Raw genomic sequence first — 26,330 nt, forward strand, 5'->3', positions numbered from 1 at the left:
GGCCGCCCACTTCGCCATAATCCATTGCCAGATACAGCGACTGCCCGCGCAGCGGGGTCTGCCAGTCCAGTTCGTTGCGGCTGTACCAGCCCCGATCAGCGGATAAGGTCAACTCGCCATCAAAGCCGCGCACCGTCCAGCGGCCGCCGATTGAAAATCGATCCTGAGGCGTCAATGGGCTGGCGCTTATCTGCCGTAAGTATTGGGTCTGATAAGAAAAGGGCTGAGAAAACAGCGTTAACGGCCCGGCCAGCGTTGCCGAGAACTGGGTGATTTTAGGCAAGGCGGTCCCCTCATTGCGGTACTCTTCCGGCGCAGGTTGCGCGCCAAACCAGCGCATGCCCTGCTGGTAAGTCACCCGGGTATCCAGCGTCGCGCTGCCGATAAAATGGTGATGAGACAGCCCCAGCTTCCAGCCCGCGGTTTCCCGGCGCTGAACATCAACTTCGGTCTTATCAATAAAATTGCGCGAAGTCCGACGATAAATTTCACCGTTAAGCCAGGTTTTCTGGTCGGCATTACGGTGCAGCACCCGGCTGAGCTGGACCGCCAGATTTTGGCTTTTGCCCCGGTATTGGATCGCCTGATTCAGCCCGGCTATCGTCTGGGTATAATCGTAATGACTGGCCGTCACGCTGGCCAGCCAGTAGCCGAAGGGCAGAGAGTAGTAGAGTGTGTCGTTCTGGTTGCCTTTCCCGGCAGATGAATGAATATCGCGTCCCCCGGAGAGATAGAACAGGTCGCTGAGCGCCAGGGGGTTATCCAGAAAGAAGGTGAGTCCGCCCTGATAACGCCCGGTGCTTTTCGACCCGGTATCATCCAGATACGTGGCGACTCGCCAGTGCCGGGACTGACGCCAGTCCAGCACGATATCGCTCTCCCCCGGCTGCGCGGCCGGGACAATGTTCATATCAGCCTGCACGGTGGGGAAACGTTGCAAGTTTTCCAATCCCTGCTCGATATCCCGTAAATCCAGTAGCTTGCCTTCACGCGCGGGAAAGGGGGTTATCCGCTGGATATAGTTCCCGCTGTCAGGGGTATAGCGAATATGCCGAATGGTGCCCGGTATCATCACCAGTTTTAAGGTTTGGGTACGCAAATCCTGGGGAGGCGCCAGAACCCGGCTGGTGACATAGCCGTGATTGATGAGCTGATCTTGCAATTGGGTTATCAGCCGGCTAATGCCTTTATCACCGAGGCAATGGTTTTCGCCCTGTTGGGCGACACGCCGGAGCGGTAACCAGTGCGGGAAATTTTCGGTGCCGGCCAATACGACATGGGTGACAGGAAAACAGGGGGTTTCCACCGCCAAGGCGGCTGACGCCCCGGTTTCCGGTACCGACAGATGAACCTCCGCAGGCGGCGGGGCTAATTGCGCCTCCAGGGCTTGCTGGCGGGCCTGTTGATGAATGAGCTGTTGATCTGCGATGTCCGCGGCCTGACTGCCTGACACCACGCTACAAAAAACCGTTAATACCAAAATACTGCTTTTCATTGACTTTCTATTCCACAATGTCGAAGCAGCATTAACCACGAATTTAACTTAGCGATCAATATTTAGGGTTGATTATTAGCCGGGTAACTAAAATAGAGGGAGTGGTTAAGATAGCAGCAAAAACAAGGGGTTATATGACAAGGCAAAAAACAGGCCAATGTGATTATTTTTTAACAGCATTGTATAAAAAATAGATTAATATTAATCATTTAATAATCAACATTAATAATTTCAAATTAATTTTATTGTTTTATTTTAATTATGTGACTTACATCACATTTATGATGATTGATTTCAGCATTGAATTACTTGAACTGTGACAGTTATTTTTAATTTGTGATAAGTAATGACCTTTTCTGATTAGATTGGATGATGACTTTTAGCTCAGTTGGCAAAACAGGCGCTACGCTATTGCGGATTGGGAGATAATCATCAGAAGTAGGTATTCGTAATTCATTCACAGAGTGGAAAAAATCATGAACCTTAAGGAGACAAAGATCGCTAGTGCGGATTTATGCCAGTCTTGCTTTGTGTCAACTGTTCGGCCTGTCATTTTGCTCACTTTTTGAAAGGCATAAATGATTATTCTATACAGTATGAAAAGCTTTCTTGACGTTGAAATGGACCTTGATTAATTTAAGGCAGTATTCGTTGTCGCGTAAGCGATCGTTAATGTTCCCGCAGTCTGAGAGGAACGCCTTCGGGTGACTGATTTCAATGCCATTGTAGCCTGAGAGATGGTGTCTTCGGACGGCAAATCCGTTTATCCTTTGAAAACGGGTATCACTAACAATAGTGATGAAGGTGCAATTTCACAGACAGTTTTCCGACTTGCCAGTATCCTCAAACAACAACCTACGGTTCATTTTGCTTTCTACGCTTGCCTGGGTGGTTTCGTTCAGCAGTCTGGATGACTGTTGCCAGATTTGACAGGTTATTGGGTATCTTGCGGACAGCGCATTGGGTCCAGAAGAAATGGGCGGCGTCACTTGTTGGCGTGATAACGAAAACCAAGTGACGCTGCCAGCGTACAACCTGCCAAGCCACGTAATATAAGCTTTCCCCACGTCTCCTACCGTCTGATCGACACGTAGTACATGGGTCAGGATAGTTTGAAGACTGCCACTTACCCTAACGTCTTGAGTGAAAAACAATCATGTTGACGTTTTATATTCAGAAGAAGGAGAACAATCGACTCGATATTGATGGCGACGTCAGTGAAAACTGACGTTGGAGGTAGTCTGACAACGGTCAGGACGGTGTAAACCGCGAACAGCTCAGAGAGCTGGGGTGCCTCGTAAGAACTCAACATTTCGCCACCCCGATGCACAGATATCAGTCGAGCCGCAGGAAGCGCAAATCAAACCGTGCCGTTGGGGTTGAGAGATGACATTCAGAATACTGTTTTGTATTGCTTGCCTCCGTCAGGTTACAAGCGGTGGTGTCGTGTGGGTTAAAAAGGAAATCGTTTGAATGTCAAAGTTGAGTAAACAGTTAGTCACATTGGCCCGTCAGGCTGGCGGCAGTTTTAAAACCGTTTCAGACAGAATGAAAATAGCCAAACGTCTGGCAGAAAGCATGGCGATATTAAATATTCAAATCCGTGATATTAAGAATATGAAAATGAATCATATTGAAAAATATATCGATAGCCGAAAGTCAGAGAATATTTCAAAGCGAACGTTACAAAATGAGATGGCGGCTGTTCGGGCGATATTCGCTATGGCGGGAAGATCTCAATTGGCTAACCCTCATCACGAACGGTTAAGTAATCATGCGCTCGGATTATCTGGCGCCAGCCGGGAGGGGACTAAGATGGCGATTTCGGATGAGCGTTATCACACGACGCTTGTTTTGGTCCGGGGGAAAGATGAAGGGGTAGCTGCGGCTATGCAACTTTCTCGTTATCTGGGGCTGCGAACGGAAGAAGCGGTTCAGGCGGCAAAGTCATTAAGAACGTGGGAAAAAGCCTTATTGCGTGGGGATGAAAGAGTAAAGGTGGTGTTTGGTACAAAAGGGGGACGTCCCCGTGACACGACGGTGGTTGATCGGGATAAAGTGATCCAGGCAGTCAGGGCGGCAATAAAGTATGCCAATAAAAATCAGGGGCGTTTGATTGATAAACCGAATTTGCATTCAGCCATTGATCGTTACCGGAATATTGTCAGGGAAGCGGGGTTAACCGGAAAGTCTTCGCCACACAGTTTACGTTATGCTTATGCTGTTGAGGCCATAAATTATCATTTGTCGAAAGGATTCAGTCGAAAAGAAGCGGAAGCGATGGTTTCGATGGATTTAGGGCATGGTGACGGGCGAGGGCATTATGTTGCCCGTGTGTATAATAGACAGGGTGGCCATGATTAATCTGTTTTTGGATTTAGCTTGAATAAGAAAAGTATTCTGTTTAGCATAGATTGGCTTATTTGTTGTTTTTGAACAACTGTCAATGTTCTTGCAGTTTGAGAGGAACGCTTTCGGGTGACTGCTCTTAATGTCAGGGGGTCTGAGACTGACGCTTTCGAGTGACCTGTAATGCCACTGTAGCCTGCAAAGTGGCGCCTTTGGGCGGTACACCCGTTTATCCTTTGAAAACGGGTATCACTCATCAGTGATGAAGGTGCAATTTTACTGACCCAGTGGAGGCGTTTAGTTTCCCGATGGGTGACAATCTTCCTCAGTAATCAGGAGGATTGCTAATAGGAAATATAAAATGCGGCTTTGAGACTTACGAGTCTGCCCGTACAAGCGAACCACGTATAGGAAACCTGTTTGACCCCTGTTGACAGCAGTGATGATAATGACTGCGGTGACTAGCGTCATGAGATTTTCTACCTGCCGGATAAGCGGTTAATACCGTGATACCCATTCTGACTACCACCCTGACGGGGAAGACTTTTCCCTGATACAGGGAGAGTGTTCCTCGTTTTTTTCATTCGAGGAAATATTATGCAAACTTTATCGTTATCAACGGAAATATCGGTGAAATCTGTCCGGTTTGAAGCACTGTTTTCGACACAAAGCTGGCTTGAGGCGTTGTTAAAGAAAATGTTTTTTCGCCGGGCCATTCGGTTATGTCCCGGGTATCAGGGCGATTTCTGGGAGGGCCGTGTTTTGTCAAATGGCATTTTTTATGCCGTTCCGACGTTTCAACAACAATACCGTGTGTTTGTTGAGGATAATGGTTTTGAGGGGATCATGTCAGCGGAGGCTTTTGGCATCACGGTGACGCTATTCTCTCTGTATGAACTGGCCGATTTCAGTGAGCAGGACGACGATATTAAAGCCTTTCATGCTTTGTATGGTTATGCTCGTGGGCATTCAGAAGCTAAAAAAATACTCGCGGCTATTGATTAAATATTATCTGCTTATTCGAACTGAATTTTTATTTAACCCAAGTGAGGCGTGTTTCCCGGGTTGGCGATAACAGGGCCAGTTCCCGTATCTTAAAGGCGTTCTGATAAGGATTAACCTGACGGATTGATTCACTTTGTATGATGTTCTTGACGGACATCTTTTTTCACTTCCCGGGGCTTGTCCCCGTCAAGGGCGGGTTTCCGGTAACAGGAGCTGTTAATGCCTGCTTTTCATTCACCTTCTGATCCGACAATCCTGCCGGCTTCAGAGACATTAACCCCGAAACAACGCTCACTTATCCGCGATTTGATCCGTGATGAATGTGACTACCGTGATCGTGACGCACTCTTCAAACTTTTGAGCGTGATAACACTGCTTAAATTTGCTGGGATCTTAACGCTGGGTGTGTTGTTACTGGTTTTCCGGTTGTTATGGGGATAAAAGGAGACGAACCATGCTAATGATCTTTGTGACAGTGCTTTGGGGCGTGATTCGCTGGATTTCTTTGTCGTTTTACCATGTGCTGTCCTGGTTGTTACGGCGAAGACCGGTGAGGTTACCGGCAGCTCATACGCGAAGACACACGGTGTATGCCGGTAAATGGCAACTTTCTGATGACGCGAAGTCGTGCGGGAGACCGGTGGTGGTTAGAGATAGGCACAGCTACAAACCGGGTGTGGAGTTGCTGTATTTCGGTGAGGAGAGTTCGGAGCCGTTTTATGGCGAGCGGTACCTTATCGATGAAACGGAAGCGGTGGATTCGGCGCAACAGATGCTCACGCGTCTGTTGAGACAGCGTAGTTTGTCAAAGGTTTATGATGAGGCTGCATAATGGTCAATGAGACGTTGACTGCCGTTACCCGGTCGGTGATGCCGGCTGTGGCGATTGAAGAACCAGTCTGGCTGCGAATGGTAAGTTATCCGTCTGCGCCAGAATATGAAACAGAACGGTTTCATCAACTGATTTACCAGGCATTCAAAGCCTGGTCGGCAGCAAAGCCGGGAGTCTGTGAGGTGACGTTTGGTTTTTTCTGTTTGCCGCACGACGGCGACATGAAGGCTCCTTTGTGGCAAGCGCTGCGGCTTAAACATGAATCTGATCGGTTGCTGATTGCGTTGGACGCTTAATTTATTGATCACCCTGACGGGGAAACCCGTGAGGGTTAACTCCGTCAGTCATTTTTTTACAACAGGAGTTAACCCTATGAGTACCATGACGACGAAAGAACACATTCGGGAACCGTCCCAGTCCCTGTCCGTGCAGGCGCTGGCTGAACCGGAAATATTCAGAAAAACCCGTAGCCGGTTTAATCAGTGGCTGCAGGCGCAATTCGACAATCACTATCACACGCTGAGAAATCACGGTTACCGCTGTTTTCTTGCTCGCCATCATCCGACCGAGCTTGAGCGTTACGATGAGGCCTGTGAAGCCTTACGGCGTGAGGAATTTCACCGGTTCAGTGAGTTGCAGACGCTGGGGCTGTTCCTGTATCAACAGGTTCAGCTAAAGGAGAAAAAACTCAGGCAGCGTCGTCGCTGGCTGTTGACCGGGATAGCATTAACGTCGCTGGTGACAGGCGTGTGTTTGATGCTTCACGCTTACGAGGTTGACTTGTCAGCAGTTTATCACTGGCTGACTGCGTTACCGGCCAAAATAGCTCATTATTTCATGCGCTAATTATTTATCCCCCGGGGAGAGACGACTCCCTGTGGAAGGGTCTCTTCCTTAATTTTAGACAGGAAAAATGATGACCCTTTCTTACCTACCGGATGATATCTGCCGGTTAATCACCCGACGTCTTACAGACAGCCTGGAAAGTGGATGGGCACCCTGGCAGCAGCCTTGGCAAGCGGCCAGTGAGTACGGTTTGCCGCAGCATGCGCTGACCGGACAACCGTTTAGCGGTATCAATGTGTTGTTGCTCTGGCAAACTATGTTGCAGCGGCAGTTGATATCTAACCGCTGGTTAACCGGTGATGATTTAAGAGCGTTAGGCGGATGGGTGGTCAACGGTGAAAAACCGACAACCATCGTCCGTTACCGGCCTTCAATGTCGCTGATACGTGTCATTAATCTGGAACAATGTGAAGGACTGCCGACAGAACTTCAACCCGGTTTTCCTTTACCTCCGCGTCCGGCTCCCGGTTTTACCGCTGCTCAGCAACTGGTGACGGCCAGTGGGATCCCGGTGGTTCATCGGTCGGGCATCGTGCCCGTACCGACCATTTCATGACCGTATTGAGCTGCCTGTCCGGCGGGACTACGTTGACGATTCACAATACTGGCATGACTTGTTGCATCAACTGGTTTATGCCACTGGCCATCCGTCCCGGTTAAACCGCTTTGGCCTGACAACCCAAAGTGAGTTAGATGAAGCTCGGGAACAAGGGGTGACAGCATTGGGCGCGGCGTTTGTGGCGGCATTAACCGGTGTCCGGGGTAACCCGGTCTATCCTGATAATACAGTACATTGGGAACACGCTTTGGGTTCAGATCCGTGGTGGTTATTTCAGGTGGCTAATGATGCCCGCCGTGCCGTGGATTATTTGCAAGACCGCAGACAGCAGTTACCGACCCAGGTGGAATTGTGGCAGCAGATGGCTGCCGTGTTGCTCAGTGAGCACTATGGTCTGCCGCTGAATGACACCATGCTGGAATATGAGGAGGTGGTTCAGCGTCATATTGATTAGGGTATCACGCCGCTGATGGCTGTCAGTGCTTTAGCCCGAATATATCACTGGGAACGGCATGACCAGCCAGAAGGCAGGTTGTTTCCGGAAGAGTTGGGGCAGGCCAGCGAGGCATTGGCGTTATTCGCCAGCCAGCCATCGTATCTAAACTATGCTCGGATCCCGGTGACAGAACCCGTTGATACTGGTGAACCGGACAGATCATCACATTCTGAATGGTTGTTGTTACCGCCGGTGGCGTCTGACCGTGGTTATGCGGATGAAGATAATGATCCGCCTGACGATAACGTTGTGGCGCTGCCATTAGCGGCAACTTACCGGGAACCGAATCCACATAAACAGGCTTTTATCAGACTGTTTAACCAGATTGCACTCCATGAAAACCGCTGGCAGGTGTTCTGTGATTTTGTGCATATGGCCGCCTGTTCATTGTATAACGCGCTGTTGCAAAATGAGGAATTTGAAGCTGACTATATGCAGCGGGTTAAACGTTATTCCCGTGAAGATGCATTCCGGCTGAGTCGTTTGCTGAGTGAAGTTATTATGGGTCTGGAGTATGAGGTCGGTGATTTTCTGGGGTCTATTTTCATGGCGCTGGAATTAGGTAATGACCAGGCCGGTCAGTATTTTACGCCGTTTCCTGTCAGCCATATGATGGCCAGAATGCAGTTCACTGAAGGCTTGACGAAGTTGGGATCCGGAGAGCATGAATATATCACGGTGTCTGACCCGGCTTGTGGCGCCGGCGGGATGATTATTGCGATGCATCAGACTCTGCTGGAAGCGGGGTTTAATCCTCAGCAGCAGATGTTGGCGTTTTGTGTCGATATCGACCCGGTTGCCGCGATGATGACATATATCCAACTGTCGTTGCTGGGTGTTCCGGCCGTGGTCACGGTAGGCAATTCACTCACTCATGTCATGTCTCAGCAAATGGTGACGCCAATGTACCATTTAGGCTTCTGGCAGTTTAAACGCCAGCGTCAGAAAGTTGAAGACGAAATAGTGATACGCAAGGCTGGCTGACATCACATCTTTAATTCAAAGTCACCATTGGGTGGCATCACATTAACCCGATAGGGGATATCCCCTACAGGGGGAACCCCGTCAATCACGAGATTTCCCTTATGTCTTTATTACGTTTTTATATCCGTCATCAATTCGCAGAGCGAATGGGGCTGGAGCTGGATGACGACGCTATTTTCTATCTGTTTCATGAGAGCCAGGGAGATTACGTCAATACCCATATAAAGTTTACCAAAGAGTTACTTTTGCCCATCATGACTCATCTTTTGGACAGTTTGTCTGAGGATCCGGCAAACCGGGCCAGATGCAGAAATAGTGAGCGTATCCTGACGTTATGGATACGGGGAATGGATGCGATATCTCATGTTTATCAGGATCCGATGCTGATGCCTTATACCCATCCGGAAAGCGGTGGTCGTGTGGATATCCTTATCCGGCCGGATACCGCCGTGTTACTGAATCTGACGGCAGAGCAGTTTTTGCATCTGACGGCGCAGGACAGACTGCCGGAAGATGAGCAAATGGGGCTGGAACAGTTCAGAAAAACACGACAGTACTGGACACGTTTTATGGACTATTTGGATAAGCAGTTGACAGAAACGTGTCAGTATTGTTTTGAACGTTTGGGGCAATTTCTTCGTTACTTACAGGTTGAACCCCGTTTAATACGGCGTTTTTCCTTCGCTATCGGTTACATCGATGTATTAATGGGGCCGCAGGATTTGCACAATATTGAGGCAGAGGAATTTGAGTCAGGGTATCTCGAAGACTATATCGATGCGGTCTCCGATGGATTTATGACACCCGTCCAGTTTCGGGTTGATGTGGTATACAAAAATGATCGTGTGATAGCGAGTTTTCGATCAGATGTAGACATTGAAGATGTTAACAACCCAACAGTCAGAGATTATCGGGATGTGGTGGATGAGGCAATCACCTGGGTAGATGAGCAGTTTGTGCTGAAAACCCGTTCAGTGAACCTGTCTTCGCCAGTACAGAGGTTGGCAGCATAACTAAAATTTAACCCATTGGGGGAAATGTTCCCTCAATGGGAACGTTTCTCCTCAGGAGAACGACGATGTTACTTTTTAAGGCTAAAGACCTGAAACCCGTGTTGCGGGAAGCGATAGCTCATCAGTGTGACGTGTTGCTGGTCAAGGATCAGGGCATTTATATCATGTCTGATATGGGTACGATGCAAAACGGCAGGCATCTTGTCGCTTATGCGTGCGGTTATCATCCAGAGAAGGACGAAGGCTGGTATGAACGTGCCCGGGAGGCGGTGGGCGGAGATGATTTTGCGGAAAAGCTGGGTTTCTCCGTATTGACACTCAACCGATTACTGAATGACAAATGTGATCTGAAGGTGACGCTGACAGCCACACAAATTATCACACAATTTTACCCCTGATTGCCGGGATGCCGGCAGTCATTTTCACCCTGACGGGCGTTATTTCCCGTCAGGGGATAACGCCCGTTTTTATTTCGGAGCGTTACTGATGAAAAAGATTAAGACCAAAACAGCCCCAAAAATTGTCCGCAAGAACAAAGTCGCCCGTCGTCATGGCAGGCGTTTCCGGCCTGATGTGTACCGGGTGATGACGGGCAGGATTATCGCGGCGTTTGGAAAAAGAAGGCGCCCTGATGTACAGGCCACAAAATTGTGGAGACCGGCTGTCCGGCTATAAATAATTCGGACGGGGCTATCCGAAAGCGGGATAGTCTTTTTTCACACCGCTGAACTTATCACTGGCCTGTGGGGGCATTACCTCCACAGGGTATGCCCTGTTTCAGGTAAAAAAAGAGGATTTTTTACTATGCCGAAGTGGTACGCTAATCGTTTGCATATCACGGGTCAACCTGACCAACTGGATGCCCTGCAACAATGGGGATTGGGAGACAGAATTCCCTATTACGGGCAGGCTATCCATCAAAGTATTAAGCTGTTTGTCGCGGGCTGTGCCGGTCTCCTAAAACCGACTGAAACGACAGATTTCCTGCTTTATCCGGCGCTGGTAGCGAAAGGAACAGGGGGAGACTCACCGGAAAACCGGGCGTTTGAGCAATGGCTGGCCTTGTTAAAAGATAATGTTGCGCTTGATGAAGTCACCAGCCAACAGATTGACAGGCTATACCAACAAAGTGGTCTGGCTGCGCGAAAATGGGAGACGTTGCTCCCGGCAGCGCAGAAAACCATCATAGCGTTGTTTAACCAAAAGTCCTGCGACTGGTTCGGTCTGGTTGACTGGAACGGAGAGCGTGACACGGAAATGCTGTGGTCTCATCTTGATGACCGGCTGACAGAGACAGTTCCTTGTGACTTGTTTCTGCTGATACCGACCCGTCTTGCGAGTGAAATCAATGGATTTTGTGGCGGATTGTTAAAGGATCATGAGACGACTCGTGAGTTGTATATCCGATTGTACGGTATGGCACCGCCGCGAGGTTATGAAATAGCCTGGAAGCACAATGATGATGGCAGTCTGACCGGACATTTTGACAAAACACCCAGGGAGCTGTGGTATGAAAAAATCATAGTGCCTTTATCCAGGCAATATCACTGCCGTATCACCCATTATTTTAAGGAGGTCTGTGGCTGTTGTGGTTACGACAAATACCGGAATGGGCAGTGGGAAGTGGGTATTATTGATGAACTGGAATTTGGTGAGGAAGATGAGGACGGTACCCGTAAAGTGGTCGGACCGGACTACATTCTCGGCAATGTTTCACATGACGGGTGTTAGTGCACTGACAATGTTATCCCGTAGGGGAATTTCTGTGGTGAATTGACATAAAAAAACAGGTTCAGATTTGCCTGAGCATCTGATAACGCTGTTGCCGGCGGATATGACGCCGGCGATTTACCCATTGGGGAATATTTCCTCTGAGGGGGCGTGTTCCCCCCTTTTCTCAGGAACACGTTTTGTCTGTATTGATGAATCATAAAAAAGCTTTTATGGCTTGATTGAATGAAACGGCGCGTTACCCTCATCGCTATCGGGTATTTGGCTATTTTGTGCCGTGTGCGGCGATTAGTCTGCATAATGCTGTTCGCCCAGACCGTAAGTTAGGACAACAGTATTTGCAAATCATAAAACATTATGAACCGGAAGATGTGAGCCGGTTATCTCAACTGCTTGTCCATGTCATCATAGGGTTGGAATGTGAACCCCATGATTTTCTTGGCAGCATTTTTATGGAGATGAATCTGGGTAGCAAACATCTGAAGCAATTCTTCACACCCTGACATATTAGCCGGGTGATGGCAAACATGCAGTTGAGTGACATTCGGCAATTTTTAGCGAAGCATCCCTTTTTCACCTTATCCGGCTCTTGGGCCGGAGTTTTATCCAACAGGACGGAGATGAAAAATAAATCGATTGAAGTTGTTTTGTTTATCCCTGACACGTTTTGGTCTGAATCGGCAGTGCTTCCCAGATGCACTGGACACATTCTATTTCCCTTAATCCTTTCTTGCATGAGCCGCCATGTGCCTTTTGTACTTATCATGATTGATTCAACGAAATAACCGGATACACGCTGCGTTTACCCGTGACGGAATTGGAAACGTTTGAATCATTGCGTGCGGTTTTCATCGATTAATTTTTATTCCCGGAAAAGAGTTTTGCCTTGTCCCTGCCAGAGGATGTATTAGGGTTTTGGGAAAAAAGAGGAGATTAATCGTGTTGAAAAAAATTAAAATCCTGCTGGCGGGAACCTCCGCAGGAAAAAAGTCACTTCCACAACCCACTTCCATCCCAGAAACGGTCAAAGCAGGCTACTTTTTGCCGTCTGAGTCCAGGCTCTTGCTGGATATTTCCCGGCGACGGCAGTGTTTACAGTGTCTGTGGGACAACAGTGCATTACCTAAAACACACTATCAGGCATTGTGGCTGGCCCCGTTACATGAGTGTGTTGCATTGATGCAACAACTTCCGGCAGCGCCGCAGGGGCCTTATGCCCACCCTGGCGGCTTGATAGATGTGACTCTGCAATGTACTGCCTCTGCCGTACGTTTGGCGAAAGGACAGATGTTACCGCTGGGGGTGTCCCCTGAAACGCAGGCAGAACAAAGTGTAATATGGAACACGGTGGTGTTTTACGCTGCGTTATTTCATTTTTTACCTGTTTTGGCCCAGTTTGACGGGGAACTGGATGAAGGCCAACCCTGGTACCCGGGATTGGTTGTGCCGCAGGGGCCGTATCGTTTTCGGTTCAAAATTCCTCCCGTGGAGACGAGGGTTGGCTGTCATTTCGGGGTGTTACTCGCCGGACGATTGCTGCCGGCTAAGGCGTTGACCTGGCTGGCGTCAGTACCTCATGCCTTGCCTGCGCTGTTCTGTATTTTATCCGGTGATATGAAGGAAGATGACGTAATAAATCAGATAATGACAGAAGCTTTGAATAAAGCGGGCGCACCAACAATATCAGAAATATTATCTGTCACGGCGGCATCACCGCAAATGATTGTTTCAGGAAATCCTGATGTCTCTGCTACGCCTTTATCAACCGCAATGGACAGTGTTCTGCCTTCTCAGAGACGGCAGGAAGATAACCCGATGACTGAAATTGTTTCATCAGCCGTGAGGCCGGTTGATGAGATCTCTTCTGCCGTCATGACAGTCGCACCGGAGAAAGGGGTACAGTCGGATGGGAGCACGCAACAGCTATTGTCATTAATGGGGATGAATGCAGCGGGCACAGTGACAGAACAGGTTATGGCCAGTGAAGCGGAAATCGTACCGCCATACACATCAATGCCTTCACAACACGCGGTTCAGGCAACATGGCAGAACGAAAATGCGATTGAGACACCCTGTATTGGAGAGCAATTCTGGGATTGGTTGTCCGCTGGATTAAGGCATGGGGTGATGACCATTAATACGCCGGAAGCCCGGATACATCTGGTCAGTGGTTTTGTGTTTGTGAGTGCGCCGGCTATTTTCTTCCAGTTTCTCGGTGAGAAGAAACAGGCGGATGGCAAAGAGGTTAGTCAAAAATGGAAACGGGTACAAACCGCATTTGAGCGGCTGGGACGACATCGAGTAAGTCGTGGAAAGTGTTTTTGTTGTTGTCATCTTTATGATTCTGCCGATCGGATTGGCTCCTATCAACGTGTTCATGGCTACTTAATCAAAAGTACTTTGCTTTACCGTGGTAGTCCTGTACCCGAGGATAGCCCTTTTCTAATGATTTCCTGAGAAAATATCTTTAATAACAATGTGTTATAATAGCCATGCGTTATTTTTCGCGCCCCGCAATGGGTTTTTAAATTGATGAAGTGAGGAAGTAGAGATGGACAGTATGACTTGGGATAACCTGCTGGATGAATATTTTTTTGCCAAAATCTTGCGACCGGCTACTGAGTCGAGTTATCGCAAGGTGGTGAATACATTCCAGGTGTTTGCAGGTGCCGACAATCGGCCTGCTCAAGTGACCCGACAACAGGTCCTGGCGTGGCGCAGATATGTGCTGCATCAGCACGGACTGAAAGGTGTGACCTGGAACAGTAAGATTGCGCATATGCAGGCGGTGTTTAATTTGGCGATAGAAGAAAAAATACTGCTCCAGGAGGAAAATCCATTTATTGGCGTCAAGGTCAATGCGAACAAAAATAAAAAGAAAACATTGACCAAAAAACAACTGACAGCCTTGTATCTCACGATGGGGCAATTTGAAGAGCGGGAGCGACAGGCAGGGGATAGCCATCGTGCCCGCTGTGCATTATATCCGACCTGGTACTGGCTGACGGTACTGGATACATTGCGTTATACCGGGATGCGGCAAAATCAGTTATTACATATCCGACTCCGGGATATTGACCTGCATGAGCGCCGGATTATTCTTTGCTCCGAGGGGAGTAAGAACCATTATGAACACCAGGTGCCGGTGGTGAAATGGCTGTATCCGCGACTGGAGATTTTGCTGGAGCGTGCCCTGGCCGCTGGGGCAAAACTGAATGATCCCCTGTTCTGTGTGAATTATTTTACCGCCAAAACAGACAGAGGAAACGAAACCAATCAGTTACAAACGATAAAATCATTCTTTCGTCGCTTGTCAAAGGAGTGTGGATTTGATGTGGGCCCACACCGTTTCCGGCATACCCTGGCAACTGAACTGATGAAAGCGCCTGATCGTAATTTGCAAATGGTGCGCGGATTACTGGGCCATCGCAGTATTGCCACAACGATGGAATATATTGATATCAATCTGGATATTGCCGGGCGTGCGTTGGAGCGTGAATTAATGCTGTATATCGATGTTGAGCCAGAGAGAGGAGAAATGTTAATCAGATAAAATAAAATCTCTTCGCTGTTGCCTGGGCTTGTTTTTTCTGTACAAATTCCCTGTTGCAAGATAGGGAATTTTTTTGAGCTGATATAATCACTCATAATTAACTTTCTTCTGATCAATGAGGAAAGTTGAGTAACCAACATACAACATCGTGTTAATTAATTCATTGATTTTGGTTTGGATGGCTTGACAGCTGCAATAGAACTTGTAAGTATTGCATTCCAGCAAAAAATGGACGCCTAAATCCTTAGGCATCCTAGCTTGGTAACCCTTATGTTCAGTTCAATATCGAAATACTGAAAATTTAAACTAACTACAGTTATACATTCGGGTTCTTGTATTGGTCGCCCGTTAAGTTTTTATCTCCCAACAAGCGCACTTTGAATTGGTGCCCGGAGGCGGAATCGAACCACCGACACGAGGATTTTCAATCCTCTGCTCTACCGACTGAGCTATCCGGGCAACGGGGCGCATTAAACCGTATTCGGTAGAGCCCGTCAATAGATTTCTTTGGAAATAGTGATTTATGCTTTGAAATTATTCGATTAGCCAGAAATATAGGCAAAATAATAACGGAGAGTAGAAAAATTACTCTCCGTTATTTTCTTAATATTTTAATGTCTTAATGATGATAGCCTTTCTGGGCAGTATTGACTTTCATCAGGTAATGACGTGATTCTGCCGATGGATGTTTGGTTGTCAGGGTTTCATAAACATCATCCGGCACCATTTTATTGATAATTTGAGCCGCTTTTTTCTTATCGCTGGAAAATACCCGTAATACACTACCAGCACCACCATTGTAAGCTGTTATTACCGCGTAACGGCGAGATGTTGCATTAGTGATGTCACCCAGATAACTGTTTTGTAATATAGATAAATATGCTGTGCCGGCATCGATATTATTTTCTGGATCAAATAGATAACTACGGCTTGGTTGTCCCGATTTACCTTTCATCTTAAAGACATCACGGCCAGCAGTGTGTTGTACAACTTGCATTAATCCAAGTGCATCAGAACGGCTGACTGCATAGGGATTGAAGCTGGATTCTATTTGCATAATTGCCAAAATTAGGGATTCATCTATGCCATATTTAATGGACGCTTGACGAATCAGTGGCAGATATTTATGAGCACGTTTGTCCAAATGGTTTGGGACCAGTTGTATAGTGACAGACCAAATGACATGTAAACCAGATTGGCGTTTTTGTAATTTGTTGGCAATCAGATAATCTGCAAAGTGTGTCGCTCGCCATTCCCAACGAATCGGTTGGCCGTTGTTGTCCATAACTTGTCCGTAAAGAAAGGGTTCTTTACTGATCTGAATATCGTTAGTATCAGAGTAGAGATCAACGGAACCTGGATCATCACCCATTAATAAGGTCGTGATAATGGCCTTGCGTAGATAGGTCGTAGGGTCAATTGAGGAAATTGTCTCAACCGTGATCGTTCCAGCTTCAAAATTGATATGGCTGCGAGTCTGGTATTGATCGGTATACTTTACGTAATCTTTTGGTCCTGCAATTAATACTTCATGCAATCCCCAAATGTTCTCAATGTTATGAGCAAACTGGCCCATCAAAATATCAAAACCATTGGTATCTTTTATATATTCTTCACGGTATTCACGATTTTTGTTGCTGGTACAGGAAACAAGAATTGGGGCAATAACAAACAATGCTAACAGTTTTTTCATCTTACATTGCCATCTGGTATTGAATACAACATCAGAGCCGCTGGCTCTGATGAAAGCTAAATATTATTTTTCTGGTGGGGTATATCCATCAATTTGAATATCATGACCTTCGAATAGGAATTTAGCCATTTCCTGTTCAAGCAATTTACGATCTTCCGGATTCATGGTGTTGAGTTTTTTCTCATTGATCAGCATGGTTTGTTTGCTCATCCATTGTCCCCATGCTTCTTTGGAAATTTCATTGAAAATGCGTTTACCCAATTCGCCCGGATAAAGCTGAAAATCCAGTCCTTCGGCTTCACGTTGTAAGAAAGTACAAAAAACAGTTCTGCTCATAATAAATCCTCAAAATAGTGGGTATGAGATTAGCTTAGTTGCTGTAATAGATATTCAACTGGCGCTGCCAGCCCAACAGCCGCGGGTTGCTGTAAGTTATACCAAAGTCCTTTATTTTCATCCATGCAGGTAGTAAAGGATAAAATATTTATTTTTATCGGCACAATATCTAGATGAAAATGGCTAAATGTGTGGCGGAATGCGGTGAGTTGTTCATGTTTACTGTGAGAAATACCTGATTGCTCTAACCAGCCATTTAGCAAATCCATGCTTTCAAACTGAGGAAACGCAAACAAACCACCCCAGATCCCCGTTGGTGGGCGCTGTTCCAGCCAGACAGCATCATTATTCTGCATCAGCAGGAAATAAGCTGTTTTCTCAGGAATACTCTGTTTAGGTTTTTTACCTGGGTATTTGGTCCAGCTATGGTTAACGTAAGCGATACATCCTTGATTTAGTGGGCAGATTTCACATTTCGGCTTGCTGCGAGTGCAAACCATTGCGCCTAAGTCCATCATCGCCTGATTAAAATATTCCACCTCTTGCGCCGGCGTTACATTGGTGCTGATTTGCCAGAGGCTGCTTTCAACCTCTTTTTTACCTGGCCAGCCTTCCACGGCATAACAGCGGGCCAATACCCGTTTAACGTTGCCATCAAGAATTGGGAAATGTTTACCTTGGGAAAGTGAAAGGATTGCCCCCGCTGTTGAACGACCAACACCGGGTAGGGCGACAACATCTTCAAAAGTTGTCGGGAATTGACCTTGGTGCAACTCCACAACCTGTTGTGCTGCTTTATGTAAATTACGAGCGCGAGCGTAGTAACCAAGGCCGGTCCACAAATGTAGGACTTCATCAAGGGGGGCTGCGGCAAGTGAAGTCACATCGGAAAAACGTGAAATAAAGCGCTGAAAATAGGGAATGACCGTCGCAACCTGAGTTTGTTGCAACATCACTTCTGAAAGCCAGACGTGATAGGAGGTCTTTTCCAATTGCCAGGGCAGAGTTTTACGACCGTAACGATGGTACCAATCCAGTACCACTGTGGAGAATTGCTTTGCTTCCATCATTGGGATAATTATCTTTAGGGAAAATCAGTGTTTCGTGAATAGGATTGCAACATAGTGTAACCTCGCTGTAAACCGGAACTTTGTTTTCGCGGCGCTACGCAATTTCGTATTAAAATTGTACTTGTCACGATCGGACTTGCTAAAATCGCCCATCTTTGGATAATGCGCTCTCTTTAGGTGGTTTGCTGGTAAAGCAGCCATGAACGGCTGAATAAATGCCTTTAAAACTGACAGAAATACCATGATAAATAACGTAATTTCGCCGGAATTTGATGAAAATGGCAGGGCATTGCGCCGTGTTAGGAGTTTTGTTCGTCGTCAGGGCCGGTTAACTAATCGTCAGCAACAAGCACTTGATAATCTCTGGCCAAAAATAGGTGTTGAGTATCAGGCAGAAAAGCTGGAGCTGGCAGCACTTTTTGGGCGAGAAGCCCCTGTGGTGTTGGAAATTGGCTTTGGCATGGGGGCATCGCTTGTCACAATGGCAAGTCAGAATCCAGAAAAAGATTTTCTTGGGATTGAAGTTCATGCGCCTGGCGTCGGCGCTTGCCTGGCTTCCGCTGAAAGTGAAAATATTAGTAATTTGCGGGTGATGTGCCATGACGCGATTGAAGTGCTGGAAAACATGATCCCGGATAATAGTTTGGAAATGGTACAGCTTTTCTTTCCGGATCCGTGGCATAAAGCACGTCATAATAAACGCAGGATTGTACAGCCGCCATTTGTTGAATTGATAAGAAGCAAGTTGAAAGTGGGTGGCGTATTCCATATGGCGACTGACTGGCAGCCATATGCTGAGCATATGTTGGAAGTGATGAATGGCGTAGATAATTACCTTAATTTGTCTGGAAATGGTGATTATGTAGCGCGTCCATCTTCACGTCCGATAACGAAATTTGAATTGCGCGGTCAGCGGTTGGGGCATGGCGTGTGGGACATAATGTTTAAGAGGATTAAGTAATGGCTAAAAACCGCAGTCGTCGTTTGCGTAAGAAGATGCATATTGATGAATTTAAGGAATTAGGTTTTTCTGTTAAGTGGAGTTTCCCATCTAATACATCTGTAGATGTTATCGATAGCACTGTTGATGCATTTATTGATGAGCTGATTGAATCTAATGGTTTAGCATTGGATGCCAGCGGTTATCTGCATTGGGAAGGTTTAATCTGTTTGCAAAAAATTGGTATGTGTACAGAAGAGCATCGCCAATTGGTTGAAAAGTGGTTGAAGGATCGCGGTATGGAAGATGTCATGACTTCCGAATTGTTTGATGTTTGGTGGGATTGATTAATCTATCGGTTATAAAATAGCTTGCATGAATCACAACAGGGGCCTTAGTGATTAATGAGTGCCCCTGTCTGGAGTAAAATCTGTGAGTACAACGTTCTCTAATACGTTATTGTCGGATATTTTGCGACAAGTTCGTCCCCTGATTGGCCAAGGGAAAGTGGCAAATTATATTCCTGCATTGGCGGAAGTTCCTGCTGATAACCTGGCAATTGCTATCTGTACCATCGATGGGCAGATATTTCATGCTGGAGATGCTGAGAAGCGTTTTTCGATTCAATCTATTTCTAAGGTATTAAGCCTGACTCTAGCCATGACTCGTTATCAGGAACAAGAGATCTGGCAACGGGTCGGGCAGGAACCCTCAGGTCAGCCATTTAACTCGTTAGTTCAATTGGAACTGGAAAAAGGCAAACCCCGTAACCCTTTTATTAATGCGGGTGCATTAGTTGTCTGTGACATGTTACAGTCGCGATTGAGTGCGCCTAAACAGCGTATGCTGGAAGTGGTGCGCAAACTTGCTGGTTGCCCTGATATTTGTTACGACAGCAAAGTTTCCCGTTCTGAGATGGAACATTCTCACCGCAATGCGGCGATTGCCTATCTGATGAAATCCTTCGGTAATTTCGATAATGATGTGCTCGCGGTACTGCAAACTTATTTTCATTATTGCGCTTTGAAAATGAACTGTATTGAGCTTGCTAAGTGTTTTATTTATTTGGCGAATCAGGGGAGTACGATAGGTGCTGAACAGCAAATCCTTAGTCCTCGTCAGGCCCGGCAGATTAATGCACTGATGATGACTTGTGGTATGTATGATGGTTCCGGCGAGTTTGCATTCAGGATTGGTATGCCAGGAAAATCGGGCGTCGGTGGTGGGATCGTATGTGTCGTGCCAGGAGAGTTTACTGTTGCTGTCTGGTCACCGGAATTAGATCGATCGGGGAACTCTTTGGCGGGTTGTGCTGCCCTAGAATTGTTAGCTGATCGTGTTGGGCGATCCGTTTTTTAACTCTCAATCCATTTTTTAATTCTCAGGTGATTTTCTTAGGAGAAAACATGTTACGCAAAATTATCACTGTTGCATCTTTGCTATTTGTTGCTCAGGCTCAGGCAGGTTATGAATGCCAAGTAAATCCACATAATGACATTATTATTACTTCTCAATCAGTTCAGGTTGTGGGAGCAAGTGGCAATCTCCAGATTTCACCGGATGGTTCAGTAATCCGCGATGGTAAGAACTTAAGTTTAAATACTGAACAGCGTCAGAAAGCACAACGTTATCAGCAGGCTTTGCGGCAGGATTTGCCTTGGATAAAACAAGAAACCGGAAAACACCTGATAACGGCTCGTAAATCCTTGGATAAAGTAGTAGTAGATACTATCGGTAAGGATAGCAATGTGCGTAATCGGTTGTCTGATCTTGAATCAGGGCTTAATCAGCAAATAAACCGAATTATTGAAACTCGCGCTGATGGTATGGCATTCCACCATCAAGCGATTAAGCAGGTTGAAAAAGATAGCCGTAGCTTAATTGAGCAAAGTCTTGGTGGGGTGTTACAGGACAGTATTAATGAGATTGGCAATAAACAATTTAGCCTAAATGGTGATAACAATCAGGCATTACAATCGTTGCTTGGTAGTTTGGGTGGATTGCAGAATAATTTGAAAGCTGAATGGCGGGCTCAGGAAGAAGATTTCCAGCGTTTTGGCAAAGAGGTTTGCGGTAAGGTCAGTGGCCTTGAGCAACAAAGAATTGAATTACTGAATTCTATTAAATAATTGCTAATAATCACAAATAAGAATCAATTTGAAATTGATTCTTATTTAGATTGACATATTTTTTTCGCTACCTAGAATGCAAATGTTTACTAAATATCCTTTCTTGGAGTGCGATATATGAAAAAGATAATCCCTGTCGTTCTGGTATCGTTATTTGCTGTTGCAAGCCATTCCGCATTTAGTCAGGAATCTTCTGTAGTTACACCAAATATAGTTACCCCAAATGTAGTTACAGCTCAGACTAATGATAAGATCACAGTTAAGCACCTTTCCGGTGAAACTGAAGTCAAAAAAAATCCTCAGAAAGTCGTTTCATTTGATTTCGGTATTTATGATTCATTAGTTAAATTAGGTTTATCAGATAGGGTTGTTGCATTACCTACTGGTAATACGCCTGAATATCTCCGTAATAGCTTACCTAAAGGGGTAGAAAATGCGGGGGGTATGAAAGAGCCAAATCTGGAAAAATTGGCGCAAATTAAACCTGATTTGATCGTTATTAGCGGGCGTCAAACTTCTTCCTATGAAAAGCTGTCAAAAATAGCACCGACAATTAATCTGGGAACTGATAGCAAAAATTATTTGGCTTCAGTTGAAAGTAACATAACGTTATTAGGTGAATTGTTTAATAAACAGAGTGAAGTGAAAGATCAGCTTGCTGAGCTGGAAAAAACCATTGTTAAAGCTCAGGACAAAGCTAAATCTGCTGATGCAAAAGTTTTAGTATTACTGCATAACGCAGGTAAATTAGTGCTGAATGACCAGAGTGTGGTGTATGACGTGGTTAAGGCGCAGAAAGCAGAATTATCTATTCCTGCTGGTGAAGAGAAAAACAAATTTGTTGTAGTGACTCCTGATATGATTGCTAAAGCCAATCCTGATGTGATTCTCATTATTGACCGTAGTGAAGCAATTGGTGCAGGTAAGTTGGACAAAGCGAAATTTGAAGATGATAAAATAAAATCTACCTCGGCATATAAGAATGGAAAAATCACTTACCTGAAATCTGATTTGTGGTATTTATCGGGTGGTGGTTTGGAAAGCTTAACTGCACAAGTTAATGCTGTAGTTGATGCCCTTTAATCAGGTTATGTGTCGTTTTGAATTTGAATAGTGATTGAAGTTTCACAATGGATTGTTTTAGATTTGGTCTGACAGTTATCGGTTATTTTATGCTGGTGACTGTCAGGTTTTTGGTCTAAACCCTGTCCGATGGGAGCATTATTCTATGAGTAGTTGGCTTATTATCCAGCATTAATAATTAAAAAGATAGACAACTATTTTCTATTCGAAACAATGTCTTATTTATTCATAAAATATAACTTTAATCTGTTATAATAGATGGTGTAAAAACTAATTTCTCTATTAAGGAATGATAAATGTATTTCTGCCATATATAATTAAATAGAAAAATTATTTGTAGATATTAATGATGGTTTTTATATTGAACTTTCAAGGTGAAAACATTATTTGTTTTATATTTAAGCGTCTGATTTATTCTAGTTTATAATATGAATAGTGGTATTTATATTGAAAGGGATTTATGATAAATAATAAGTTCATTAATAATTGGATCAGATTGCAGATAAAGGTTTTATAGGCAAATATCAACTGCATTTACAGAGTCAAGTACTAATGTGGCTATAGCAGGACCAGCCAATGCTATTTCTGAAATAATTATATCGTAATTCACATATATTAAAAAATTAATCTTGTGTAGAATATGGTTTTATTAAATTTTAATTAATACTCTGATTGATGGTCGATGTTAACTATTATCTACATGGATAAATATATTTTTAGGGTGGGTGGATTAATAGTTTTTTATATTATTTCTTTTGTATTTTATTTATTGATTTATTTTTCCATATATTAAGTTTTTATCATTGAAAATTAAATTGTGGATTGTTATTTCAATATTAATGCCTTGGTTAATTTGTCACTTAGATATTATTTAAGTTTTGGAGTGTAATCACTCCTCCGAAAGGAACAGAAATCCAACATGGGGCAATCAGTAGCCACCGTCTAATGGAATCCCCACCGAAGTTCAGTGGGGAAAATGTGTTATGAATAGAAACGAAACCAATGGCGGTATCAATTTTATGCAAAGATAATCTTTACGGAGCTGAATTTTCCAAAGGCAATTTCTGTACTAGAGAAATAATTCCAATAATGAATTTAGGAACAGTTTACCTTTTTGCGTGATTTGCCAGTGTGTTGCTGTTTCAGAAAGATAACCTGCGGCTAAGGCTTTCCCTATTTGAGTACGGATTGAGTCCTCAGATAACCCGGTAAAATCACTGAAATCTTGTTTTGGCATCATTTCCAGTAAACGGAATCGGTTCATAAAAAATTCAAATGGTCGATCTTCATTTTCTACTTGATGCTGTTTATCCAGATAGCGTCCTTGCATATATCCACGGGGATGTTTGGTTTTCACTGTGCGCAGAATACGGTCATCTTCAAATGTGATTTTTCCATGAGCGCCACAGCCAATACCAAGGTAATCTCCAAAGCGCCAGTAGTTGAGATTATGTTGGCATTGATAGCCTGGTTTGGCATAAGCAGAAGTTTCATATTGCTGATAACCTGCTGCTGTCAGCAATTGGTGACCTTGTGAAAAGATATCCCATAAAGCGTCATCGTCGGGCAGAACAGGAGGGCGAGAGCCAAAGCTGGTATTAGGTTCAATAGTCAACTGATACCATGAAAGATGCGGTGGTGATAACGCGATTGCCTGACGTAAATCATCCAGTGCCTCGTCAAGGCTTTGGTTCGGCAAACCATGCATCAAATCCAGATTAAAACTGCGTAGCCCCAGACTAGCGGCTAAATGTGCTGCCCGTTTGGCTTCATCCGGCCCGTGAATACGGCCGAGGCGTGCCAGTTTATCCGGGCTGAAACTCTGCACGCCAATGGATATTCGGTTAATACCCGCTTGCTGATAACCACTAAAGCGGTCGGCTTCCACAGTACCCGGATTGGCTTCCATAGTAATTTCAGCTTGTGGCGATACCGGTAGGAGAGCACGGACACCATCCAGCAATTGTTGCATTGCCTGTGAGCTAAGCAGGCTAGGGGTTCCACCACCAATAAAGATAGTGGTAATTTCCCGTCCGTTGACCATTGGCAGATCCGTTTTCAGATCTGCTAATAAATGGTCAACATACTCCTGATGCGGAACATCACCTTTCAATGCATGAGAGTTGAAATCACAGTAAGGACACTTTTGTACACACCACGGAATATGGATATAAAGACTTAGTGGTGGGAGCTTAAGCATTACTGAGTGTATCCAACATCATCTTTAGTGCTTGACCACGGTGCGAAACGGCATTTTTTTGATCACCTGTTAATTCAGCGGCAGTACAGCCTAATTCCGGTATGTAGAAGATGGGATCATAACCAAACCCCCCATTACCGGCAGGTTGACGTGCGATAACTCCCGGCCAGCGGCCATGAAATACCAGCGGCGTTGGATCTTCGGCATGGCGCATATAAACCAGCACGCAGTTAAACTGAGCTTGACGTTGATCATCAGGAACATCTTTCATCGAATCTAGCAGTTTTTCTAGATTTTGCTGATTGGTGCTGTTTTCACCTGCATAGCGGGCTGAATAGATACCTGGAGCACCGCCAAGAATGTCTACGGATAGACCAGAGTCATCCGCAATCGCCGGTAAGCCGGTAATTTGCGCGGCATGACGAGCTTTAAGAAGGGCATTTTCAATAAATGTCAACCCGGTCTCTTCGGCTGAATCTACGCCTAATTCAGTTTGAGCAACAATATCCAGCCCGAAATCAGCCAGTAATTGTGCCAGTTCACGAACTTTTCCGGGGTTGCCGGTTGCCAGAACAACTTTTTGCATTATTTTGAATCCAATTTAATTCTTATTTACTGTATCAGCCATGAAAGAACATCAGCACGAAGATAGTTCAGTGCGTAGAGGATCAAAATGACGATCATTGCTGAAAAATCAAGGCCACCCATTGTTGGGATAATACGGCGGATAGGTGCCATCAGTGGCTCTGTCAGTTGCATCAGAACATAGTCAATCGGATTGCGTCCCTGGCTTATCCAGCTAAGTAGAGCACGTGCCAGCACTAACCAAAATACCAGTTTACCTGCGGCTGTCAGCAGTTCGATTAACCCGATAGGGATGAAAAGTGTAAGGAAGGCGACAGTACCGGTACTGAACCAAAGTTGCATGATTAGTTTAAACAATACCAGAATGTAAGCGACAACAATGGAGGCGGTATCGAGCGAGCCAATAGCCGGGATAATTCGACGTAATGGCCGAATGATAGGTTGAGTTATTTTTACAATAAATTGGGCAAATGGGTTATAAAAATCACAACGAGCCCATTGCATCCATACACGAAGTAATAAAACAGCGATGTATAAATCTAGAACTGTGAACAGAAGAAAGGTTAAAAATTGCATTTAGCAGCCTTGATAAAATTAAAATTGTTTTTCCATTTCCTGTGCCCGGCGAATAGCCGCCTGCATAGCGTTGGATACGATTTCTGGCAATTTGCCTTCATAAAAAATACGTAATGCTTCCGCAGTAGTACCACCTTTAGATGTTACCTGTTCACGCAGGGTTGCAAAAGGGAGATTTACATTTGATGCAGCCAGTGCCGCAGAACCTATTGCCGTTTGCAAAACAATTTCACGAGCTGTTTGGCTATCAAAACCTAAACGTTCTGCTTCCTGTTGCATTGACTCCATGAATAAGAAGAAATAAGCGGGCGCACTGCTTGCTACGGCGATAATGTCATTGATGCCGTTTTCATCTTTTACCCAGTAGGTTTTACCGACACTGTTCATTAATGCTTGAGTGAAATCACGGTCAGATTGGCTGATTTGTTCAGATGCGAATAATCCACTTAATCCCTGACCAATTAATGCCGGCGTGTTTGGCATGATACGGACAATATTGAGTTTGTCTTGTAATAAAGCATCAAAGCGTGCAACGGAAATACCCGAGGCGATAGATAGAACCAGTTTGTTACTGAAATCTACCTTTTCTTGCAGAGGCTGACAAACATCTGCTATCACTTGCGGTTTTACCGCCAGAACAACAACGTCGGCTTCCTGTGCGTAGCGAATATTATCACTGCCGCTGTTAACGCCATACTCTTTTGCTAGTGCATCACGGCGAGTATTACTTGGTGCGCAGACATTAATCAGCTCAGCAGGGTACCCTCCTTTTATTAATCCGGCGATGATGGCGTGAGCCATATTACCTGCCCCAATAAAGGTAATTTTACGTTTTTCCATTTAAATACCTCGTAG

Annotated in this window: 32 protein-coding genes and 1 tRNA gene; 22 read left to right on the forward strand and 11 right to left on the reverse strand. The window is 45.3% G+C overall.

Annotated features, from left to right (window positions below; all coding sequences use genetic code 11):
* The coding region (locus tag Phpb_RS15415) for a ShlB/FhaC/HecB family hemolysin secretion/activation protein (protein WP_065391111.1) at positions 1-1,495 on the reverse strand (1,495 nt) is incomplete at its 3' end.
* Between the two features lie 855 nt (positions 1,496-2,350).
* Positions 2,351-2,542 carry a hypothetical protein gene (locus Phpb_RS25740; RefSeq protein WP_131817520.1) on the reverse strand — a complete coding sequence of 64 codons (192 nt, stop codon included), beginning with the start codon at positions 2,540-2,542 and terminating at the stop codon, positions 2,351-2,353.
* Between the two features lie 426 nt (positions 2,543-2,968).
* Here Phpb_RS25740 and Phpb_RS15420 point away from each other — a divergent pair, with 426 nt between their 5' ends.
* The gene (locus Phpb_RS15420; RefSeq protein WP_065391112.1) at positions 2,969-3,859 is read left to right on the forward strand and encodes an integrase domain-containing protein; all 891 of its coding nucleotides are present in this window, start codon (positions 2,969-2,971) and stop codon (positions 3,857-3,859) included.
* A 582-nt stretch (positions 3,860-4,441) separates the two neighbouring features.
* Positions 4,442-4,849 carry an antirestriction protein gene (locus tag Phpb_RS15425; RefSeq protein ID WP_065391113.1) on the forward strand — a complete coding sequence of 136 codons (408 nt, stop codon included), beginning with the start codon at positions 4,442-4,444 and terminating at the stop codon, positions 4,847-4,849.
* 28 nt (positions 4,850-4,877) lie between these two features.
* Here Phpb_RS15425 and Phpb_RS27270 read toward each other — a convergent pair whose 3' ends face one another.
* Complete coding sequence (locus Phpb_RS27270; protein WP_276204276.1) at positions 4,878-5,006, reverse strand: hypothetical protein; 129 nt, start codon at positions 5,004-5,006, stop codon at positions 4,878-4,880.
* Positions 5,007-5,068: 62 nt separating this feature from the next.
* Between Phpb_RS27270 and Phpb_RS15430 the strand changes: the two genes are divergently transcribed.
* The 15 genes from Phpb_RS15430 (at position 5,069) to Phpb_RS15495 (ending at position 14,863) form a co-directional block, all read left to right on the forward strand.
* On the forward strand, positions 5,069-5,290 hold the full coding sequence (locus Phpb_RS15430) for a hypothetical protein (RefSeq protein ID WP_065391114.1): 222 nt from the start codon (positions 5,069-5,071) through the stop codon (positions 5,288-5,290).
* A gap of 13 nt (positions 5,291-5,303) precedes the next feature.
* Entirely contained in the window at positions 5,304-5,681 is a 378-nt protein-coding gene (locus Phpb_RS15435; RefSeq protein WP_065391115.1) for a hypothetical protein, read from the forward strand.
* Complete coding sequence (locus Phpb_RS15440; protein WP_065391116.1) at positions 5,681-5,977, forward strand: hypothetical protein; 297 nt, start codon at positions 5,681-5,683, stop codon at positions 5,975-5,977. Before Phpb_RS15435 ends, Phpb_RS15440 begins: the two co-directional genes overlap by 1 nt.
* 76 nt (positions 5,978-6,053) lie before the next feature.
* Positions 6,054-6,527: a hypothetical protein gene (locus tag Phpb_RS15445; protein ID WP_036814762.1), complete on the forward strand. Its 474-nt coding sequence runs from the start codon at positions 6,054-6,056 to the stop codon at positions 6,525-6,527.
* Positions 6,528-6,597: 70 nt separating this feature from the next.
* Positions 6,598-7,083, forward strand: a complete 486-nt coding sequence (locus Phpb_RS26950; RefSeq protein ID WP_065391117.1) for an ArdC-like ssDNA-binding domain-containing protein — start codon at positions 6,598-6,600, stop codon at positions 7,081-7,083.
* Entirely contained in the window at positions 7,028-7,540 is a 513-nt protein-coding gene (locus tag Phpb_RS26955) for a TA system toxin CbtA family protein (RefSeq protein WP_240492569.1), read from the forward strand. Before Phpb_RS26950 ends, Phpb_RS26955 begins: the two co-directional genes overlap by 56 nt.
* A 15-nt stretch (positions 7,541-7,555) precedes the next feature.
* Positions 7,556-8,566: an N-6 DNA methylase gene (locus tag Phpb_RS26960; RefSeq protein WP_240492570.1), complete on the forward strand. Its 1,011-nt coding sequence runs from the start codon at positions 7,556-7,558 to the stop codon at positions 8,564-8,566.
* 101 nt (positions 8,567-8,667) lie between these two features.
* A complete protein-coding gene (locus Phpb_RS15465) occupies positions 8,668-9,579 on the forward strand; it encodes a hypothetical protein (protein WP_065391119.1) in 912 nt (303 codons plus the stop codon).
* A 65-nt stretch (positions 9,580-9,644) separates the two neighbouring features.
* The gene (locus Phpb_RS15470; protein WP_065391120.1) at positions 9,645-9,977 is read left to right on the forward strand and encodes a DUF3085 domain-containing protein; all 333 of its coding nucleotides are present in this window, start codon (positions 9,645-9,647) and stop codon (positions 9,975-9,977) included.
* An 88-nt stretch (positions 9,978-10,065) separates the two neighbouring features.
* Complete coding sequence (locus tag Phpb_RS15475) at positions 10,066-10,254, forward strand: hypothetical protein (RefSeq protein ID WP_065391121.1); 189 nt, start codon at positions 10,066-10,068, stop codon at positions 10,252-10,254.
* 129 nt (positions 10,255-10,383) lie between these two features.
* Entirely contained in the window at positions 10,384-11,310 is a 927-nt protein-coding gene (locus Phpb_RS15480) for a DUF1281 domain-containing protein (RefSeq protein WP_065391122.1), read from the forward strand.
* Positions 11,311-11,377: 67 nt separating this feature from the next.
* The gene (locus Phpb_RS27275) at positions 11,378-11,512 is read left to right on the forward strand and encodes a hypothetical protein (protein ID WP_276204277.1); all 135 of its coding nucleotides are present in this window, start codon (positions 11,378-11,380) and stop codon (positions 11,510-11,512) included.
* A 19-nt stretch (positions 11,513-11,531) separates the two neighbouring features.
* The gene (locus Phpb_RS15485; RefSeq protein WP_065391123.1) at positions 11,532-11,813 is read left to right on the forward strand and encodes a hypothetical protein; all 282 of its coding nucleotides are present in this window, start codon (positions 11,532-11,534) and stop codon (positions 11,811-11,813) included.
* 436 nt (positions 11,814-12,249) lie between these two features.
* Entirely contained in the window at positions 12,250-13,767 is a 1,518-nt protein-coding gene (locus Phpb_RS15490) for a conjugal transfer nickase/helicase domain-containing protein (RefSeq protein WP_065391124.1), read from the forward strand.
* A 94-nt stretch (positions 13,768-13,861) separates the two neighbouring features.
* On the forward strand, positions 13,862-14,863 hold the full coding sequence (locus Phpb_RS15495) for a tyrosine-type recombinase/integrase (protein ID WP_065391125.1): 1,002 nt from the start codon (positions 13,862-13,864) through the stop codon (positions 14,861-14,863).
* Positions 14,864-15,246: 383 nt separating this feature from the next.
* Here Phpb_RS15495 and Phpb_RS15500 read toward each other — a convergent pair.
* The 4 genes from Phpb_RS15500 to mutY all read right to left on the reverse strand — a co-directional run bounded on the left by Phpb_RS15500 (position 15,247) and on the right by mutY (position 17,962).
* Positions 15,247-15,322, reverse strand: a tRNA-Phe gene (locus tag Phpb_RS15500).
* A gap of 160 nt (positions 15,323-15,482) precedes the next feature.
* Complete coding sequence (gene mltC / locus Phpb_RS15505) at positions 15,483-16,556, reverse strand: membrane-bound lytic murein transglycosylase MltC (protein WP_065391126.1); 1,074 nt, start codon at positions 16,554-16,556, stop codon at positions 15,483-15,485.
* 63 nt (positions 16,557-16,619) lie between these two features.
* Entirely contained in the window at positions 16,620-16,892 is a 273-nt protein-coding gene (locus Phpb_RS15510) for an oxidative damage protection protein (RefSeq protein ID WP_036776906.1), read from the reverse strand.
* A 29-nt stretch (positions 16,893-16,921) separates the two neighbouring features.
* The gene (gene mutY, locus Phpb_RS15515; protein ID WP_065391127.1) at positions 16,922-17,962 is read right to left on the reverse strand and encodes an A/G-specific adenine glycosylase; all 1,041 of its coding nucleotides are present in this window, start codon (positions 17,960-17,962) and stop codon (positions 16,922-16,924) included.
* Positions 17,963-18,203: 241 nt separating this feature from the next.
* On the opposite strand from mutY, the gene trmB reads away from it, so the two are divergent.
* From trmB to Phpb_RS15545, 5 genes are all read left to right on the forward strand, one after another.
* A complete protein-coding gene (gene trmB, locus Phpb_RS15525; RefSeq protein WP_065391129.1) occupies positions 18,204-18,923 on the forward strand; it encodes a tRNA (guanosine(46)-N7)-methyltransferase TrmB in 720 nt (239 codons plus the stop codon).
* Positions 18,923-19,249, forward strand: coding sequence for a YggL family protein (locus Phpb_RS15530; protein ID WP_065391130.1), 327 nt, complete (start codon positions 18,923-18,925; stop codon positions 19,247-19,249). The genes trmB and Phpb_RS15530 overlap by 1 nt, the downstream gene beginning before the upstream one ends.
* An 85-nt stretch (positions 19,250-19,334) precedes the next feature.
* Positions 19,335-20,261 carry a glutaminase B gene (gene glsB, locus Phpb_RS15535; protein WP_065391131.1) on the forward strand — a complete coding sequence of 309 codons (927 nt, stop codon included), beginning with the start codon at positions 19,335-19,337 and terminating at the stop codon, positions 20,259-20,261.
* A gap of 47 nt (positions 20,262-20,308) precedes the next feature.
* The gene (locus Phpb_RS15540) at positions 20,309-21,031 is read left to right on the forward strand and encodes a YggN family protein (RefSeq protein WP_065391132.1); all 723 of its coding nucleotides are present in this window, start codon (positions 20,309-20,311) and stop codon (positions 21,029-21,031) included.
* A 117-nt stretch (positions 21,032-21,148) separates the two neighbouring features.
* Positions 21,149-22,114 carry a siderophore ABC transporter substrate-binding protein gene (locus tag Phpb_RS15545; protein WP_065391133.1) on the forward strand — a complete coding sequence of 322 codons (966 nt, stop codon included), beginning with the start codon at positions 21,149-21,151 and terminating at the stop codon, positions 22,112-22,114.
* Between the two features lie 1,069 nt (positions 22,115-23,183).
* Here the strand turns inward: Phpb_RS15545 and hemW are convergent.
* Genes hemW through proC form a run of 4 tightly spaced genes read right to left on the reverse strand, consistent with a single transcriptional unit; the run spans position 23,184 to position 26,315 of the window.
* Positions 23,184-24,314 (reverse strand): radical SAM family heme chaperone HemW, encoded by a 1,131-nt coding sequence (hemW, locus tag Phpb_RS15550; RefSeq protein WP_065391134.1) that lies wholly within the window; start codon positions 24,312-24,314, stop codon positions 23,184-23,186.
* Positions 24,307-24,900, reverse strand: a complete 594-nt coding sequence (locus tag Phpb_RS15555; protein WP_065391135.1) for an XTP/dITP diphosphatase — start codon at positions 24,898-24,900, stop codon at positions 24,307-24,309. Before Phpb_RS15555 ends, hemW begins: the two co-directional genes overlap by 8 nt.
* Positions 24,901-24,926: 26 nt before the next feature.
* Positions 24,927-25,475, reverse strand: coding sequence for a YggT family protein (locus Phpb_RS15560; protein WP_065391136.1), 549 nt, complete (start codon positions 25,473-25,475; stop codon positions 24,927-24,929).
* 18 nt (positions 25,476-25,493) lie between these two features.
* A complete protein-coding gene (gene proC / locus Phpb_RS15565; protein ID WP_065391137.1) occupies positions 25,494-26,315 on the reverse strand; it encodes a pyrroline-5-carboxylate reductase in 822 nt (273 codons plus the stop codon).
* Between the last annotated feature and the right edge of the window lie 15 nt (positions 26,316-26,330).

It is taken from the genome of Photorhabdus namnaonensis, assembly GCF_001684335.1.
GTDB classification, from domain to species: Bacteria; Pseudomonadota; Gammaproteobacteria; order Enterobacterales; family Enterobacteriaceae; genus Photorhabdus; species Photorhabdus namnaonensis.